Source organism: Streptomyces lavendofoliae (genome assembly GCF_014649735.1).
Classification (GTDB): Bacteria; Actinomycetota; Actinomycetes; order Streptomycetales; family Streptomycetaceae; genus Streptomyces; species Streptomyces lavendofoliae.
Genome location: NZ_BMTP01000014.1, coordinates 112,230 through 128,549, shown reverse-complemented (window position 1 = coordinate 128,549; position 16,320 = coordinate 112,230). Strand labels below are relative to the sequence as shown.

The 16,320-nt window shown below is 73.4% G+C and carries 16 protein-coding genes; 5 read left to right on the top strand and 11 right to left on the bottom strand.

What is annotated here, in order from left to right; all coding sequences use genetic code 11:
* Window positions 1–90: 90 nt before the first annotated feature.
* The 4 genes from IE109_RS24950 to IE109_RS24935 all read right to left on the bottom strand — a co-directional run bounded on the left by IE109_RS24950 (window position 91) and on the right by IE109_RS24935 (window position 4,468).
* Window positions 91–1,158, bottom strand: a complete 1,068-nt coding sequence (locus tag IE109_RS24950; RefSeq protein ID WP_189553522.1) for an RNA ligase (ATP) — start codon at window positions 1,156–1,158, stop codon at window positions 91–93.
* Between the two features lie 71 nt (window positions 1,159–1,229).
* Complete coding sequence (locus IE109_RS24945; RefSeq protein ID WP_189553520.1) at window positions 1,230–1,952, bottom strand: 3-keto-5-aminohexanoate cleavage protein; 723 nt, start codon at window positions 1,950–1,952, stop codon at window positions 1,230–1,232.
* Window positions 1,953–2,255: 303 nt separating this feature from the next.
* Window positions 2,256–2,867 carry a hypothetical protein gene (locus tag IE109_RS24940; RefSeq protein WP_189553518.1) on the bottom strand — a complete coding sequence of 204 codons (612 nt, stop codon included), beginning with the start codon at window positions 2,865–2,867 and terminating at the stop codon, window positions 2,256–2,258.
* Window positions 2,868–3,214: 347 nt separating this feature from the next.
* Window positions 3,215–4,468 (bottom strand): exo-beta-N-acetylmuramidase NamZ family protein, encoded by a 1,254-nt coding sequence (locus tag IE109_RS24935; protein ID WP_189553516.1) that lies wholly within the window; start codon window positions 4,466–4,468, stop codon window positions 3,215–3,217.
* A gap of 208 nt (window positions 4,469–4,676) precedes the next feature.
* On the opposite strand from IE109_RS24935, the gene IE109_RS24930 reads away from it, so the two are divergent.
* From IE109_RS24930 to IE109_RS24920, 3 genes are read left to right on the top strand one after another with little or no spacing between them, the layout of a single operon-like run.
* Complete coding sequence (locus IE109_RS24930) at window positions 4,677–5,441, top strand: SDR family oxidoreductase (protein WP_189553514.1); 765 nt, start codon at window positions 4,677–4,679, stop codon at window positions 5,439–5,441.
* Entirely contained in the window at window positions 5,438–7,102 is a 1,665-nt protein-coding gene (locus IE109_RS24925; protein ID WP_229891520.1) for an AMP-binding protein, read from the top strand. Before IE109_RS24930 ends, IE109_RS24925 begins: the two co-directional genes overlap by 4 nt.
* 40 nt (window positions 7,103–7,142) lie before the next feature.
* On the top strand, window positions 7,143–7,736 hold the full coding sequence (locus tag IE109_RS24920) for a TetR/AcrR family transcriptional regulator (protein WP_189553510.1): 594 nt from the start codon (window positions 7,143–7,145) through the stop codon (window positions 7,734–7,736).
* Between the two features lie 27 nt (window positions 7,737–7,763).
* Here IE109_RS24920 and IE109_RS24915 read toward each other — a convergent pair whose 3' ends face one another.
* The 3 genes from IE109_RS24915 to IE109_RS24905 all read right to left on the bottom strand — a co-directional run bounded on the left by IE109_RS24915 (window position 7,764) and on the right by IE109_RS24905 (window position 12,055).
* Entirely contained in the window at window positions 7,764–9,548 is a 1,785-nt protein-coding gene (locus IE109_RS24915; RefSeq protein ID WP_189553508.1) for a lysyl oxidase family protein, read from the bottom strand.
* Window positions 9,549–9,808: 260 nt separating this feature from the next.
* Window positions 9,809–11,023, bottom strand: a complete 1,215-nt coding sequence (locus tag IE109_RS24910; protein ID WP_189553506.1) for an acyl-CoA dehydrogenase family protein — start codon at window positions 11,021–11,023, stop codon at window positions 9,809–9,811.
* A gap of 9 nt (window positions 11,024–11,032) precedes the next feature.
* The gene (locus tag IE109_RS24905; RefSeq protein ID WP_189553504.1) at window positions 11,033–12,055 is read right to left on the bottom strand and encodes a phosphotransferase family protein; all 1,023 of its coding nucleotides are present in this window, start codon (window positions 12,053–12,055) and stop codon (window positions 11,033–11,035) included.
* Window positions 12,056–12,192: 137 nt separating this feature from the next.
* Between IE109_RS24905 and IE109_RS24900 the strand changes: the two genes are divergently transcribed.
* Entirely contained in the window at window positions 12,193–13,524 is a 1,332-nt protein-coding gene (locus tag IE109_RS24900) for an enolase C-terminal domain-like protein (RefSeq protein ID WP_189553502.1), read from the top strand.
* A gap of 92 nt (window positions 13,525–13,616) precedes the next feature.
* Here the strand turns inward: IE109_RS24900 and IE109_RS24895 are convergent, their stop codons facing one another.
* Window positions 13,617–13,916, bottom strand: a complete 300-nt coding sequence (locus IE109_RS24895) for a hypothetical protein (RefSeq protein ID WP_189553501.1) — start codon at window positions 13,914–13,916, stop codon at window positions 13,617–13,619.
* 108 nt (window positions 13,917–14,024) lie between these two features.
* Here IE109_RS24895 and IE109_RS24890 point away from each other — a divergent pair, with 108 nt between their 5' ends.
* Window positions 14,025–14,960, top strand: a complete 936-nt coding sequence (locus tag IE109_RS24890) for an NADP-dependent oxidoreductase (RefSeq protein WP_189553500.1) — start codon at window positions 14,025–14,027, stop codon at window positions 14,958–14,960.
* 28 nt (window positions 14,961–14,988) lie between these two features.
* Here the strand turns inward: IE109_RS24890 and IE109_RS24885 are convergent, their stop codons facing one another.
* The 3 genes from IE109_RS24885 to IE109_RS24875 are packed head-to-tail and all read right to left on the bottom strand — an operon-like array spanning window position 14,989 to window position 16,243.
* Window positions 14,989–15,327 (bottom strand): DUF202 domain-containing protein, encoded by a 339-nt coding sequence (locus tag IE109_RS24885; protein WP_189553498.1) that lies wholly within the window; start codon window positions 15,325–15,327, stop codon window positions 14,989–14,991.
* Complete coding sequence (locus tag IE109_RS24880) at window positions 15,327–15,719, bottom strand: YidH family protein (RefSeq protein WP_189553496.1); 393 nt, start codon at window positions 15,717–15,719, stop codon at window positions 15,327–15,329. Before IE109_RS24880 ends, IE109_RS24885 begins: the two co-directional genes overlap by 1 nt.
* A complete protein-coding gene (locus IE109_RS24875; RefSeq protein WP_189553494.1) occupies window positions 15,716–16,243 on the bottom strand; it encodes an NUDIX domain-containing protein in 528 nt (175 codons plus the stop codon). Before IE109_RS24875 ends, IE109_RS24880 begins: the two co-directional genes overlap by 4 nt.
* Window positions 16,244–16,320: the final 77 nt, after the last annotated feature.

Here is a 16,320-nt window from a genome sequence, read left to right as displayed (position 1 = left end):
CCTCCTCTGCGTACTCACGGATGCTGCTGGCCGTCTGCCTCTTCTTATAGCTCCACCGGTCAAAGTTGACAAGAGGGCACTCAATAAAGCTCACTCGAACTCGGTGCCGCCCTTGCGGGTGAGGTAGGCGGGGCTCACCGCCTTCGCTATCGCCCGGCCGCCCACCACCGGGCTGTACCGCTCGGTGACCGGACGGATCACGACGCCCTCGCGCAGGTGCAGCTCCCGCCCCGAGACCGTCTCCCGGCCGGTGGCCAGCCGAAGCACCGTCGCGATGTCGTACGGCCCGGCGTACAGCCGGGGCGCCGTCGGCAGCGCGCCGTCCAGCACCTCGGCCGGGGCCAGCCAGCGGACCTGCCCGTCGACCTCGGCCGCGATGTCGAAGACGGCGTAGCCCAGCGCATGGCCGCGGCCGTCGGCGCCGTACGCCAGGTCCTGCACCCCGGCGCCGAAGACCTCCCCGAACACCCCGATCCGGGACGCGCCCAGCCGGCCGGCGAGGCGCGCCGCGACCGCCGGCACGTCGTACGCCCGGACCGCCCGCCAGTACAGATTGCGCGGGTCCTCCCTCAGGGCCAGGCCCTTGGCGCCGAAGCCCTTCGAGGAGACGTGCAGCCGCCCGTCGCCGGCGACGTACGTCAGCAGGCAGGCCGTGCCGTGCAGCTTCTCCGTCAGGACGACCGGCTCGCCCGGCGCGAAGACGTCCGGGTACCGCTGGACGTTCTCGACGTCGACCCAGGGCAGCAGGTCCGGAGCCGGTTCCACGTCACCGTTCATCGTCGTCGGCACGGGCGGGACCCACTTGGTGATGCCCAGCGCCTCCGCGAAGTCCGTTCCCTCGGCCGCCGCCCGCGCCAGGTCCACGTCCGCCAGGGCGCCCGGCCGGCAGACCAGGCCCTGCGACAGCTCACCGCGCAGCCGCACCGCCTTCACCCGGTTCGACGCCTTCCCGGCCAGCCGCCCGGTCAGCCCCAGCTCCTCGACGAGCTCCGGCGGCAGCACCGCCTGCTCCGGGATGTACACGGCGGCGTCACCGGTGCGGTAGGCACCCTTGGCGACGACCGCGCGGTACAGGCCCACTTGCGCGAGCTCCAGGGCGTCGGCGTTCGGATGGTCGTGAACGGTCAGCACTTCGGCGGTGACACGCAGGGTCGACACGGGTCTGCTCCTCCTGGTGGGGTTCTCATCGCCCCCACTGTCGCCGGACGGGAATGCGGTGGCCCACCCGATTACCGCTTGGTACCGTCGAGTTCCGCCCGTGCCGCCGCGACCAGTCGCGCGTTCGACCCCGCCGGGAGTCCGTCGGGCAGCAGCAGCGTGTCCTCCAGGCCCACCCGGGTGTCCAGCCCCAGCCGGAGCGCCAGCCGCAGCACCGGCCACGCGCCGCCGTCCTCGCCGTGCAGCAGCACGGGCGCGCCGAAGGCGCCGCCCAGCTCCGCCAGCAGGCCGCGGGCCGTCTCCCCGGCCGACGCCGGGTCCCGGTCCGTCACCTCGGCCAGCACGCGTGACACCCGGGGCGCCAGGGGCGACGCCAGGAACCGCCGTACCCCGTCCGTGCCCGACCAGAGGCCGGCCTCCACGCCCACGCCCCGCTCCAGCAGCGCGGCGGCGACCTCCTCGGCGCCCGGCTCGTGCCAGTTCACCGAGGCCAGGTCGGGCAGCACCGTCCAGGAGCGCACCCGCTCCACCCGCCGCCCCGGGTCCGGCTCGGCCCACGCGCCCGTGGTCACCCCGACCGGGACGTCCACCGCACCGCGTATCGCCTCCAGCGCCGCGGCCACCACGCGCGGCGACATGGTGTCGTCCCCGCAGGGCGTCTTGGGGTGCACATGCACCTCGGCGGCCCCGGCCGCGACCGCCAGGGCGGCGGACTCGGCCATCGCGCCGGGCGACACGGGCACGGCCGGCGAATCCCCGCTCCCGCGGCTCCCGTTCAGACAGACCTGGATCATGCCCCGATGGTGCCACTCACCACTGACAACGCCTTGGACGCGACGTCCGGCCGGCGCGACGCTCCCGCCGGCGACGCCGGAGCCGTCACCACCACGCCCGGCGCCCCGCCGGCCGCCACCCCGCCAGGCAGCGCCCCATCCGGCCCCATGCGGCCCCCGGCCCGTGCAACGCCCCGCACAACGTCCGGCCCGCGCGGTGCCGGTCCGCGTGACGGCCCGTCCGTCAGCGCCCGGCGCCATATGGGGATCGGGCGGCGACGGGGGCGTACCGGCGCCGGTGCGCGCCCCCGCGCGGAACCCCGCTCACGCCACCGACGCGAGCTCCCTGCGCCGGCTCCGCTTGGCCAGCGCCAGCGCCTCGGGCGTCAGCACCGCCTGCGGCACCACCACCCCGCAGCTCGTGCACACCGGGCCGAACCACGGCTCGTTCGACAGGTCCGGCCGCCAGACGATCCCGTCCCCGGCGCAGACCGGGCAGTGCTCGCCCGGCCCCGCCTCCAGAGCCGTGATCAGCCGGCGCAGCGCCTCGGCCAGCGGCACCCTCGGGTGAAGCGACGGGTCGTCGCACCGCGCGATGCCGTTGCCGCCCCAGGTGCGCCGGTGCCAGTCGTCTATCCAGCCCGGCCGCCGCAGCCCGTCGTGCTTCTCGCGCCGGCGGCGCGCGGCGAACTTCTCCTCGTACGCGAGCCAGACCGCGCGCGCCTCTTCCAGCTCGTCGAGCGCGGCCACCAGCCGCGCCGGATCGGGCTCCCGGTCCTCGGGTCCGAACCTGTGCCTGGAGCACAGGTGGTCCCAGGTGGCCCGGTGCCCATAAGGGGCGAACCGCTCAAGGCACTTGCGCAGCGAATACCGCCGCAGCGCCAGGTCACATCCTGGATCCCGTACCTGTCTCGCCAGGCTCCGGAAACCGGCCATCGCACTGCCACCTCCGTCACTCGTACTTCGGCGTCGATGAATGGACGTACGGGTTCCCAGATCGGCTCCATCGAAAAACGAATGGGGCCCATCAGCCGGACATCTGACGTGAAATGTCCCTGACGCGCCCCGAGCCGCGATTCCGGCGAGCTGACAGTTCCTCACCACAGCGCCGGTGTGCCGCTTCCGGAGCACACACAAACCCGTCCTCACCGGTCGCGTCGCACGAGCGACGGCATCGGCGCGATACCACCGTTCCGGACGGCCGGACGGAAGGGCCCGACAGCCGCTCCGCCGTGGCCGGTTCGGCCACCGGCTGCCCGGTGGCCCCAGTGGCCGCGCCCCGCTCAGCGGTACATCAGGTACCGCCGCCGCACCGACCGGAAGGCCGCCAGGTCCGCCTCCCAGGCGCCCACCACCTCGTCCGTGTCCGCGCCCGCGTCGATCAGCGTCCGGACCCGCGCCGAGCCGGTCAGCTTGTCGATCCAGTTGTCCGCCCGCCAGGCGAAGCCGCTCCAGCTCCGCTTCGCCGTCACCAGGAGACCGATACCCGCGCGCACGGGGTCGAATGCCTCCCGGTCGTCGACGTGCACCTGCACCCCGCCCACGGTCCTCCCCGCGAACTTGGAGAACACCGGGGCGAAGTACGCCTCACGGAAGTGGACACCCGGCAGGCCCAGGGCGTTCGCCGCCTCCGCCCACCGCCGGTCGACGCCCTCGGCGCCCAGCAGTTCGAAGGGCCGCGTCGTGCCCCGCCCCTCCGACAGGTTCGTCCCCTCGAACAGGCACGTGCCCGCGTACACCAGCGCCGTGTCGGGCGTCGGCATGTTGGGGCTCGGGGGTACCCACGGCAGCCCCGTCGCGTCGAAGAAGTCGGTCCGCCGCCACCCGGACATGCGCACCGTCGCCAGCTGGACCGGCTCCGCCAGGAACTCGCCGTTGAACAGCCGCGCCAGCTCCGCCACCGTCATTCCGTGGGCCTGGGCGATCGGTTCACGCCCCACGAACGTCGCGAACGCCCGGTCCAGCACGGGTCCGAGGGCCGCCCGCCCGGACACCGGGTTCGGGCGGTCCAGCACCATGAGACGTTTCCCCGCCAGCGCCGCCGACACCATGCAGTCGTACAGCGTCCAGATGTACGTGTAGAAGCGCGCCCCCACGTCCTGGATGTCGAAGACGACCGTGTCGACGCCGGAGGCGGTGAACACGTCCGCCAGCGCCCGCCCGCTCTTCAGGTACGTGTCGTACACCGGCAGACCCGTCGCCGGGTCGTCGTACCGTCCCTCCGAACCGCCCGCCTGGGCCGTGCCGCGGAAACCGTGCTCCGGGCCGAAGACCGCCACCAGGTCCACCCGGTCGTCGGCGTGCATGACGTCCACGACGTGCCGTACCCCTGCGGTCACCCCCGTCGGGTTGGTCACCACCCCCACCCGCTGCCCGGCCAGCGCCGCGTACCCGTCGGCCGCGAGCCGGTCGAAACCGGTCCGCACCCGGCGGCCGGCTCCGCGCGCGGACGCCCCGCCGGGAGCCGCCCCCACCAGCCCCGCCGCCGCTCCCGCCGTCCCGCCGGCGACCAGCAGACCCCTTCTGGACACGCTCATCCGACACCTCCGTGACGCCCGACCGTTCCGGAACCGTTCCGCGACCCTTCCGGACTCGCACGCTAGCGCGCCCGCAGGCCCCGGGGAACGGAGGCGGCACGGCTCCCCTCGCTCCGCGCCGCGGCCTTCCCCCGGCACATACCGACTGGTTAGTCTGTCCCTCGGCCGGCAGCGACGGCCACCAAGGAACGACGAGAGGCGGGTCTCGATGAGTACGGTCCAGGGCGCGGGCGTGGTCGTCACCGGAGCGGGCGGCGGTATCGGCGCCGCACTCGCCCGCAGGTTCGCCGCCGAAGGGGCGCGCGTCGTCGTCAACGACATCGACCCCGGGCGCACCAAGGCCGTCGCCGACGAGATCGGCGCCACCGCCGTCCCGGGCGACGCCTCGACGATCGTCGAGGAGGCGCGTGAGGCGCTCGGTGGCACCGTCGACGTGTACTGCGCCAACGCCGGCCTGGCCTCGCCCGGTGACGCCTTCGCCGAGGAACACGTGTGGGCCGCGGCCTGGGACGTCAACGTGATGGCGCACGTCCGCGCCGCCCGCGCCCTGCTGCCCGAGTGGCTGGAGCGCGGCTCCGGGCGCTTCGTCTCCACCGTCTCCGCCGCCGGGCTGCTCACCATGGTCGGCGCCGCGCCCTACAGCGTGTCCAAGCACGGCGCGTACGCCTTCGCCGAATGGCTCTCGCTCACCTACCGCCACCGCGGCCTCAAGGTGCACGCGATCTGCCCGCAGGGCGTCCGCACGGACATGCTGACCGCCGCCGGCTCGGCGGGCGAACTCGTCCTCACCCCCACGGCCATCGAACCCGAGGACGTCGCCGACGCGCTCTTCGAGGGCATCGCGACCGACACGTTCCTGATCCTGCCCCACCCCGAGGTCGCCGGGTACTACCGGGCCCGCGCGACCGACCCCGAGCGCTGGCTGAACAATATGAGCCACATCCAGCAGAAGTGGGAGGACAGCGGGAAGTGAACCCGACGACCTCGGTCTACGCGGCCAAGCCGTGGCTCGCGCAGCTCAGCGAGGCCCAGCGGGCCCCGGTGCGCCCGGCCGCCACCCTGGTGCACGCCTTCCGCGCCGCCGTCGCCCGGGCCCCCGAGCACCCCGCGCTGGCCTACTTCGACGGACGCCTGACCTACCGCGAGACCGACGCGCTCTCCGACTCGATGGCCGGATACCTGGCGTCCCGGGGCGTCGGGCGCGGCGACCGCGTCGCGCTCATGCTCCAGAACTCCCCGCACTTCGTCCTCGCCCTCCTCGGTGCCTGGAAGGCGGGCGCGACCGTCGTCCCGCTGAACCCGATGTACAAGTCGGCCGAGGTCGCCCACGTGCTGGACGACTCCGGGGCGAGCGCGCTGATCTGCTCCGACCGGGCCTGGGAGGGGTACCTGCGCGAGACGGCCGCCGGCTCGCCCGTACGCGTCGCCCTCACCGCCTGCGAGAAGGACCTCCAGACGCGGGACGACCCGCGCGTCCTCGGCTTCGACCGGCTGCCCGTGCCGGCCGACACCGACGACCTGGTCGCGGTCGCCCGGGCGCGGCACGCGGCGCCGGGGCCCGGGCGGGACCTGACCGCCACCGACGTGGCCCTGATCAGCTACACCTCCGGCACCAGCGGGACGCCCAAGGGGGCCATGAACCTGCACCGCGGGATCATGTACAACGCCGAGCGGCAGCGCACCGGCCACCCCGTCCCCGAAGGCGCCTCCTACTTCGCACTCGCCCCGCTCTTCCACATCACCGGCATGGTCTGCGAACTGGCCGCCTGCGTCGCCAACGCGGGCACCCTGGTCCTCGCGTACCGCTTCGACGCGGGCGTCGTCCTGGACGCCTTCGCCGAGCACCGCCCCGCCTACACCGTCGGCCCGTCCACCGCCTTCATGGCCCTGGCCGCCCACCCCGCCGCCACGCCCGGCCACTTCGCGTCCTTCCAGGTGATCTCCTCCGGCGGCGCCCCGCTGCCCCCGGCGCTGGTCGAGAGGTTCCGGGCCGGCTTCGGCCCGTACATCCGCAACGGCTACGGCCTCACCGAGTGCACCGCCCCCTGCGCCGCCGTGCCGCCCGGGAAGGAGGCCCCGGTGGACCCCGTCTCCGGCACCCTCTCGGTCGGCGTCCCCGGACCCGAGACCGTCGTGCGGATCCTGGACGAGAACGGCGAGGAGGTGCCGTTCGGCGAACAGGGCGAAATCGCGGTACGCGGCCCCCAGGTCGTCCCCGGCTACTGGCGGCTGCCGGAGGCCACCGCCGAGGGCTTCCCGGACGGCGAGCTGCGCACCGGCGACATCGGCTTCATGGACCCGGACGGCTGGCTCTACGTCGTCGACCGCAAGAAGGACATGATCAACGCCTCGGGCTTCAAGGTGTGGCCGCGGGAGGTGGAGGACGTGCTGTACACCCACCCGGCGGTCCGCGAGGCGGCCGTGGTCGGCGTCCCCGACGCCTACCGGGGGGAGACGGTCAAGGCGTACGTCAGTCTGCGGCCGGGCGCCTCGGCCGGAGCCGCCGAGCTCTCGGCGTACTGCGAGCAGCGCCTCGCGGCGTACAAATACCCCCGCGAGGTCGAGATCCTGCCGGAACTGCCGAAGACGACCAGTGGGAAGATCCTCAGGCGGGAACTGCGTTACCCCGCGTAGGACACCGCGACACGCACACGTACGAGAGAGGTGGCGGCACATGGCCAGGACGACGGACGGGAGCGGCATCCCCGTCCCCCAGAGGCTGCTGGCCACCGCCACCCGGCTCTTCGCCGAACAGGGGTACGACCGGACCTCCGTCCAGGAGATCGTGGAGGCGGCCGGCGTCACCAAGGGGGCCCTCTACCACTACTTCGGCTCCAAGGAGGACCTGCTCCAGGAGGTGTACGCGCGCGTGCTGCGGCTCCAGCAGGAGCGGCTGGACGCCTTCGCGGGTGCGGACGCCCCCGTGGAGCAGCGGCTGCGGGACGCCGCCGCCGACGTCGTCGTCACCACGATCGAGAACCTCGACGACGCGTCGATCTTCTTCCGCTCGATGCACCACCTGAGCCCGGAGAAGAACAAGCAGGTGCGCGCGGAGCGGCGCCGCTACCACGAGCGGTTCCGGGCCCTCATCGAGGAGGGGCAGACGCAGGGCGTCTTCTCCACCGCCACGCCCGCCGACCTGGTGGTGGACTACCACTTCGGCTCGGTCCACCACCTGTCCACCTGGTACCGCCCGGACGGGCCGCTCAGCCCCCAGCAGGTGGCCGAGCACCTGGCCGACCTGCTGCTGAGGGCCTTGCGGGCCTGATCCGGGGACCCGGACCGTTGGGAGACGTCAGTTGGCGTTCACCAGGTCGTGCGCCGGCACGGTCACCGTACGCGCGCCCTTCCTGCCGCCCAGCACGATCTTGCGCAGCGCGCTGTTGTTGGTCAGGTCGGTCTCCTTGAGCCGCTTCTCCGGGTTGGCCAGCACCTGGATGTAGTAGGTGCCGTTCGGCAGCGACGTGATGTCGAACGACTGGCCGGGCAGGTCCTGGGTGTAGGTGTCGCCGGAGCCGACGTCGAGCACCTCACGCACCGAGATGGAGTTCTGCTGGCCGCACGCCGTGGACAGATCGGTGTTGTACGGGTGCCAGTTGGCGTTCTTCACCGTGTAGTCGACCGCGTCGGTGTTGGCCAGGCAGAAGGCCTCCTTGCCGCTGCGCACGGCCACCTTCCGGTCCGCCTTCAGCAGCCGGTAGCTGGCGAAGTCGGTGAAGTGCCAGTGCTCGTGGCCCGGACGCGGGTCCCACTCCATGGTGCCGGTCGGGGTGTAGCCGACCTGCTTGCCCTTGGCGTCGTAGAAGTACTGGTAGGCGTCCATCAGCTGCTTGCCGGGGGAGCGGAAGCCGTCGACGACGAGCTGCGCCGGGCCCGCGTTCCACACGTTGGCGCTGAAGGCGAGGAAGTCCTTGCCCTTGTCGGGCCCTTCGGTGGCCGGCTCGCTGACGTTGATGCCGTAGGCCGGCAGCGAACGGAGGTCGGGCTTGGGCACGTTCGGCACGGCCGCCCTGCCCACCGGGCGCTCGGCCGCGGGCTTCAGGGCGGGCGCCTTGCGGGAGCCGTCCGTCCGCCCGGCTCCGTCGCCCATCCGCGCCCCGGCCTTGAGCCCCTGCCGCTTCACGGCCCACGGCACGGCGGGCGGCGCCGGGATCAGCGGCCCGTGCCCCACGTTGTACGAGGGTCCCGCGCCGCTCGTCGGGGCCGCGGGTGCCGCCGGGGTCCCCGCCCCGTGACCGGCGTGACCGGCGTGACCGGCGTGACCGGCGGGCGCTGCGGGTGCGGCGTGGCCCGCGTGGCCCCCGTGAGCGGTGCCGTGAGCGGTGTGGCCCGCGGCGGGGGAGTCGCGCCGCGCGGCGGGAGCCATGCCGACACCGCCCTCCGAGCTGATCTCGCGCACGGTCACCTTGACCGTCTGCGGCTTGTCCGCGATGCCGAAGACGTCGCGGTAACGCTTGGCCACCGACACCTTGGCCGTGTACTTGCCGGCCGGCAGGACGACGGGCTCCGAGTACACGCCCGCGTAGGTGTTGGCGGCCCAGCCCTTCTCCACGCCCCACACGGAGCCGAGCGTGAACGGGTTGGTGGGGCAGCTCTCCGGGTACTTCGAGGTGGCCGGCGCGTCGGGCCGCACCCGGCCCGACGCGTTGTTGGGGCAGAACGCCTCGGACCGGTTCAGCACCGTCCGGCCCGCCGCGTCGGTGACGGTGACCTGGAGGAAGCCGGGCAGCCCGCCGAAGTCCTTCACCAGCCCCTTGGGCAGGGCCTTCTCCTTGGCCCTGCCGCCCTCCCTGACGATCTGCGTGGCGACGACCGGGTCCTTGTAGGACTTGCGGGTCACCCGCAGTTCCAGCGGGGCGTTCTCGGCGGTGACGTACGTACCGAGGTCGAGGTAGACGCCGGGCTCCTCCTTGTACGAGTCGAGGGTCACCGACGGTGAGGCGGCGATCAGGCTGAGCCGCGGGACGGACGGGGCGGCCTTGTCGTCGGGCGCGGCGGCGACGATACCGGCGGTCACGGCGACGGCCGCGGCTCCGGCGATCACCGAGCGGCCGAGACGGGCCTTGGGGGATCTGGTCATCGTTCCTCGTTCTGCGAGTGCCGGTCGGGGAAGACGACGGCCGGGGCGTGGTCGAGGCGCGTGGCCGTCTCCGACCGGTCAGAGTCGGCGTTCGGCCCCGGGGGTTGTCTGTGGGCCGACGAGTCGGCGATCCTTGGCCGAAACCGGACTGTGGACACCGGATCACGTCGTTTCAAGCCGTTCCCGCCCGCCGGGCTGCTCGCATGTGGTAGAGCCCGGGACCGGCCGCGGCCCCGGGCTCCTCACCACCGGACGGATCGTCAGAGGTACTTCTTCAGCTCCCGTCGCGCCAGCGACCGCTGGTGCACCTCGTCCGGCCCGTCCGCCAGCTTCAGCGTCCGCGCCCCCGCCCACAGCTCGGCGAGCGGGAAGTCCTGGCTGACCCCTCCCGCCCCGTGGACCTGCACGGCCTTGTCGATGATGTCCACCACCGCGCGCGGTGTCGCGATCTTGATGGCCTGGATCTCGGTGTGCGCGCCCCGGTTGCCCACCGTGTCCATCAGCCAGGCGGTCTTCAGTACCAGCAGCCGCAGCTGCTCCACCGTGACCCGGGCGTCCGCGATCCACCCCTGGACCTGCCCCTGAGCCGCCAGCGGCTTGCCGAAGGCCGTACGGGACACGGCCCGGCGGCACATCAGCTCGATCGCCCGCTCGGCCATGCCGATCAGCCGCATGCAGTGATGGATCCGGCCGGGGCCGAGCCGGGCCTGCGCGATGGCGAAGCCGCCGCCCTCCTCGCCGATCAGGTTCGCCGCCGGGACGCGGACGTCCTCGAACACGACCTCGGCGTGCCCGCCGTGGTAGTGGTCCTCGTACCCGTACACCTGCATCGCCCGCCGGACGCGCAGGCCCGGGGTGTCACGGGGCACCAGGACCATCGACTGCTGACGGCGGACGTCCTCGCCGTCCGGGTCGGTCTTGCCCATCACGATGAAGATCGCGCAGTCCGGGTTCATGGCGCCGGAGATGTACCACTTGCGGCCGTTGATGACGTAGTCGTCGCCGTCACGCCGGATGCGGGTCTCGATGTTCGTCGCGTCGGACGAGGCGACGTCCGGCTCCGTCATCGCGAAGGCGGACCGGATCTCCCCGGCGAGCAGCGGACGGAGCCACCGTTCCTTCTGCGGCCCGTCGCCGAACTGGGCCAGCACCTCCATGTTGCCGGTGTCGGGCGCGGCGCAGTTCAGCGCGGTGGGCGCCAGCTGGGGGGAGCGGCCGGTGATCTCGGCGAGCGGCGCGTACTGGAGATTGGTCAGGCCGGCCCCGTGCTCCGCGTCGGGCAGGAAGAGGTTCCACAGGCCCTGCCGGCGTGCCTCCGCCTTGAGCTCCTCGACCACGGCCGGGGTGTCCCACGGGGAGGCGAGCTTCGCCCGCTGCTCGTGCGCCACCTCCTCCGCCGGGTACACGAACTCGTCCATGAAGGCGAGGAGTGTGCCCCGCAGTTCCTCGGTGCGCGCGTCGAACTGGAAGTCCATGGGTGTCGGTCAGCCTTCCTGGAGGGTGGTGAGGCCGTGCTCGATGAAGACGGGCACCAGGTCGCCGATGCGGTCGAAGCCCGCGCCGACGGTCTGCCCGAGGGTGTAGCGGTAGTGGATGCCCTCCAGGATCACGGCGAGCTTGAACCAGGCGAACGCCGTGTACCAGGAGATGGCGGAGGTGTCGCGGCCGGAACGGGCGGCGTAGCGCTCGACCAGCTCGGCGGGCGTCGGGTGGCCGGGCGCCGCGGCGGTGGTGGAGACGGGGGAGTGCGGCAGGTCCAGCCGGACGCTGTACATGGCCAGCAGGCCCAGGTCGGTGAGCGGGTCGCCGAGCGTGGACATCTCCCAGTCGAGGACGGCGTTGACCCGGTCGTCCTCGCCGAGCAGGGCGTTGTCCAGACGGTAGTCGCCGTGGACGACGGCCGGGGCGGGGGAGCGGGGCAGCTCGCGGCCGAGCGCGGCGTGCAGCTCGTCGATCCCGGCCAGCTCGCGGCTGCGGGAGGCGTCCAGCTGCTTGCCCCAGCGCCTCAGCTGCCGGTCCAGGAAGCCCTCGGGCCGCCCGAAGTCGCCGAGCCCCACCGCCTCGGGGTCCACCGCGTGCAGGTCGACCAGCGTGTCGACGAGCCCGAGGACGGCGGCCCGGGTGCGATCGGCGCCGAGCGGGGCGAGCTGCCCGGCGGTGCGGTACGGCGTCCCGGACACGAACTCCATGACGTAGAACGGCGCTCCGAGCACCTCCTCGTCCTGGCACAGCACCAGCGGCTCCGGCACCGGCACCGCCGTCGGGTGCAGGGCGCTGATCACCCGGTGCTCGCGCCGCATGTCGTGCGCGGTCGCCAGGACGTGGCCGAGCGGCGGGCGGCGGACCACCCACTGGCCGGCGCCGTCGGTGACGACGTACGTGAGGTTCGACCGGCCGCCCTCGACGAGGCGGGCGCTGAGCGGTCCGCTCACCAGGCCGGGCCGCTCGCGGTCGAGGAAGCCGCGCAAGCGCTCGGGATCGAGACCTGGTGGGGGAGCTGAGCTCATCGTTCGCACCTCCGGAGGCGGGGAGAAGAGTGGTGGTACGCAGCATGACCGACCAGTCGGTATGTCGTCCAGTGCCGGTAGGGAAACCGGCCGCGCGAGTCTGGCGCTTCGGTTGCGATGCTGAATAGGGTTCACGTATGGATACCGCGTTGTTGATCGACCACGTCCGGCTCACCCCGATCCTGATCGCCGACCCGCCCCTTCTCAACACGCAGGGCGTCCACCAGCCCTACACCCCCCGGCTCATCGTGGAGGTCGTCACCCGGGGAGGCGTCACCGGTGTCGGCGAGACCTACGGCGACAGCGCCTACCTGGAACTCGCCCGCCCGCTCGCCGAGGCGCTGCCCGGCCGTCCGGTCACGGACGTGAACGGCCTGTTCGCGCTCGCCGAGCAGGTGTGCGGCGGTCCGCCGGCGCCCGGGGACGGCGTGGACACGGGCCTGGACGGCGTGGACGCGGGCGGGGACGGCGTGGACGCGGGCGGGCTGCGGGGCGTCCGCACGGCAGCCAAGCTGCGCCTGTCGGTCGTGTCGGGCTTCGAGGTCGCCTGCCTGGACGCCCTCGGCAAGAGCCTGGGCCTGCCGGTGCACGCCCTCCTGGGCGGCAAGGTCCGCGACGCCGTCGACTACAGCGCGTACCTCTTCTACCGCTGGGAGGCCCACCCCGGCGGCGGTGAGCGGGACGACTGGGGCGCCGCCCTCGACCCGGCGGGTGTCGTCGCCCAGGCCCGGCGTCTCGTCGCCGAGCACGGCTTCCGCTCCTTCAAGCTCAAGGGCGGCGTCTTCGAGCCGGACCGGGAGATCGCCGCCGTCCACGCGCTCGCCGAGGCGTTCCCCGGCCGGCCGCTGCGCCTCGATCCCAACGGCGCCTGGTCCGTGGAGACCTCCCTGTACGTCGCCGAACGGCTCGCCGGCGTTCTGGAGTACCTGGAGGACCCGGCGAGCGGCGTCGAACGCATGGCCGAGGTCGCCGCCGGCAGCGACGTACCCCTCGCCACCAACATGTGCGTGACGACCTTTCCCGAGATCGCCCCCGCCTTCGCCCGGGGCGCCGTCCAGGTGGTGCTGTCCGACCACCACTACTGGGGCGGCCTGCACCGGACCCGGGAACTGGCCGCCGTCTGCCGGGCCTTCGGCGTCGGGCTGTCCATGCACTCCAACACCCACCTGGGCGTCAGCCTCGCCGCCATGACCCACGTCGCGGCGACCGTCCCCGACCTCGACCACGCCTGCGACAGCCACTACCCCTGGCAGACCGAGGACGTCATCACCACCCGCCACGTGTTCCGCGACGGCCGGATCGCCGTGACCGACACGCCCGGCCTCGGCGTCGAGCTCGACCAGGACCGGCTCGCCGCCCTCCACCGGCGCTGGCTCGACGACGACGGCACCCTGCGCGACCGCGACGACGCCGCGGCCATGCGCAAGGCGGACCCGGCCTGGGTCGCGCCGGCGGCCCCGCGCTGGTGACGGACCGGCGCCGTCACGCGCGGGACGGCGCCTCACGGCCGCGCGACCGGCCGCCGGGACCGTGCGCCGGGACACCCGTCCGGGCGGTCGTCTCAGTGGTCGTCCCAGTGATCGCCGTGCGCGGCGTGGCGGTGGTCCTCGTGCACGTAGTCGACGTGGTCGCCGTGCGCGACGGCCGGGTGCCCGCAGCCGTCACCGTGCTCGTGGGCGTGCCCGCTGTGGGCGACGTGCTCGCCCGGCTCGCACTCGTCCCAGTGCCCGGCGTGCTCCCGGTGCAGGTGCCCGTCGTGCACGTAGTCGAGGTGGTCGCCGTGGACCATGGCCCGGTGTCCGCACGCGGGGCCGTGGGCATGGCCGTCGTGGGCGGAGTGTTCCTGGTGGAGGACGGTCATCGCGAACCTCCGGCGTGGACGTCGGTGACACTCCCAGGCTAGTCCTCCTCGCCGGTGACGATCCGGCTCGTCTTGCGGAACCGCGCCCCGGGCCGGAGGGTCGGACCTATGAAGGCGATCAGTTACCGCCGCTACGGCGGCCCCGAGGTCCTCGAGTACGGAGACCGGCCCGACCCCAGGGTGGGACCCGACAAGGTGCTCGTCGAAGTACGCGCGGCGGCGGTCAACCCGGTCGACTGGAAGGCCCAGGCGGGCTACCTCGACACGATCTTCGACACCGTCTTCCCGGTGATCCCGGGCTGGGACGTCTCCGGCGTCGTCGTCCAGCCCGGGGTGTCCGTGCCCGAGTTCGCCGTCGGTGACGAGGTGATGGGGTACGTACGCGAGGACGTGCTGTGCCACGGCACCTTCGCCGAGTACGTCGCCGCGCCCGTCCGTACCCTGGCCCGCAAGCCGCGCAACCTCGGCTTCGAGGAGGCGGCCGCCCTCCCGCTGGCCGGACTCACCGCCTACCAGGTGCTGCACCGGCCGCTGCGCGTCCGCTCCGGAGACACCGTCCTGGTGCACGCCGCGTCCGGCGCCGTCGGGTCGATGGCCGTCCAGATCGCCCGGCACCTCGGCGCCCGCGTGATCGGCGCCTCCCGCGACGAGGGCCAGGACCGGGTGCGCGAGCTGGGGGCCGAGCCGGTGCCGTACGGCGACGGTTTCCGCGACCGCGTCCGGGAGCTGGCCCCGCACGGCGTGGACGCCGCGCTCGACACGGTCGGCGGCCAGGTGCTGAAGGACTCGGCGGCCCTGCTCGCCCCGGAAGGCCGCCTCGCCTCCATCGCGGACGGCGAGGTGCTCACGATGGGCGGCCACTACTTCTGGGTACGTCCCGATCCGGCGGACCTGACCGCGCTCGCCGAGCTGGCGGAGCAGGGCGTCCTGACGGTACGGGTCGCCAAGTCGTTCCCGCTGGAACAGGCCGCCGACGCCCAGCGCGCCAACATGGAGGGCGGCCTGCACGGCAAGGTCGTCGTGACGGTGGGCCGCGCCCGCTGACCGGCCGCCGGCCCCGGCGCCCCCCCGGCTACAGCACCACACCCGCCCCGAACGCGGCCAGCGCCACCGTGCACGCCGCCGCCAGGACCGCCCCGCGCGGCGTCATCGGACGCGGCCGGGCCGTCCCGAGCGCCACCATCCGGCGATGGGACACCCCGAGGAACACCAGCCACACCAGCAGCGACAGCCCCGCGCCCATCAGCCCGGCCGCCGTGACGTCGTCGTGCACCGCCTGCTTGGCGGCGAGCACCGCGCCGACGGTGGCCGACAGCGTGGTACGCCGCCACGCCAGCCGGGTCCGCTCCGGCTGCAGCCCCGGATCGCGGACGACGGCCGGCCCGCGCGCACCACCCGGCCCGCCCGCCATCAGCCGCTCCAGCCGAGGAGGACGACCACCACCATCGCGCCGGCGACCAGCCCCACGGCCAGGCTCAGCAGCGTCGGGAACCGGCTGACCGGCAGGTCCTCGTCCCGCCGCATCGCCCGCTCGCACCGCACCCAGTGGTTCACCGCCCGCAGCGCGCACAGCGCCCCGGCGGCGAGCAGCGCGAGCGCCATCCCGACCCGGACGCCCCAGCGCAGACCGGGCAGGAACTGGTCCACCGCGAAACCGCCGCCCACCAGGGCGAGCGCGGTACGGATCCAGGCGAGGAAGGTGCGCTCGTTGGCGAGGGAGAACCGGTAGTCGGGCGTCTCGCCCTCCTCGCGGATCCGCTGCGGCGCGAACCACAGCCGCAGGCCCCGCACGAAATCGGTCACATGATCAGCGTACCGGCGCGGTGCGCCCGCAGCCTTTCGTAGGCGGCCAGCCCGTCCGGCACCCACTCCCATGTGCCGAGGCGCGCCAGAAGCTCCCGCTCCGGCAGGAAGCCGTGCCACGCCACCTCCTCCACCTGCGGGTCCACCGGCAGGTCGCACCGGACCTCGTACACGGCCGACCACCACGACCCGCGCCCGGCGGCGTCCTCGTACAGGAACTTCAGCAGCGGGGTGGGGCGCGGCAGCCCCCGGACGCCCAGCTCCTCCTCCGCCTCCCGCAGCGCCGCCTCGTCGTACCCCTCGCCCGCCCCGACGACACCGCCCACGAACATGTCGTACAGGGACGGGAAGACCAGCTTGGTGGCCGTGCGGCGGTGGACGAACACCCGGTCCCCGGCGTCCCGCACGAGCACGAACACGCACCGGTGGCGCAGGCCCCGCGCGTACACCTCGCCGCGCGGCAGCCGCCCCACCACCCGGTCGTGCTCGTCGACGACGTCCAGGATCTCCTCGGCAGCGCTCATGCGGCCATCAAATCACCGCCCACCTGTTGACGTGTTACCGCCGCGTACCGAAGATCGGAGCACCCTGCCGACGAGGA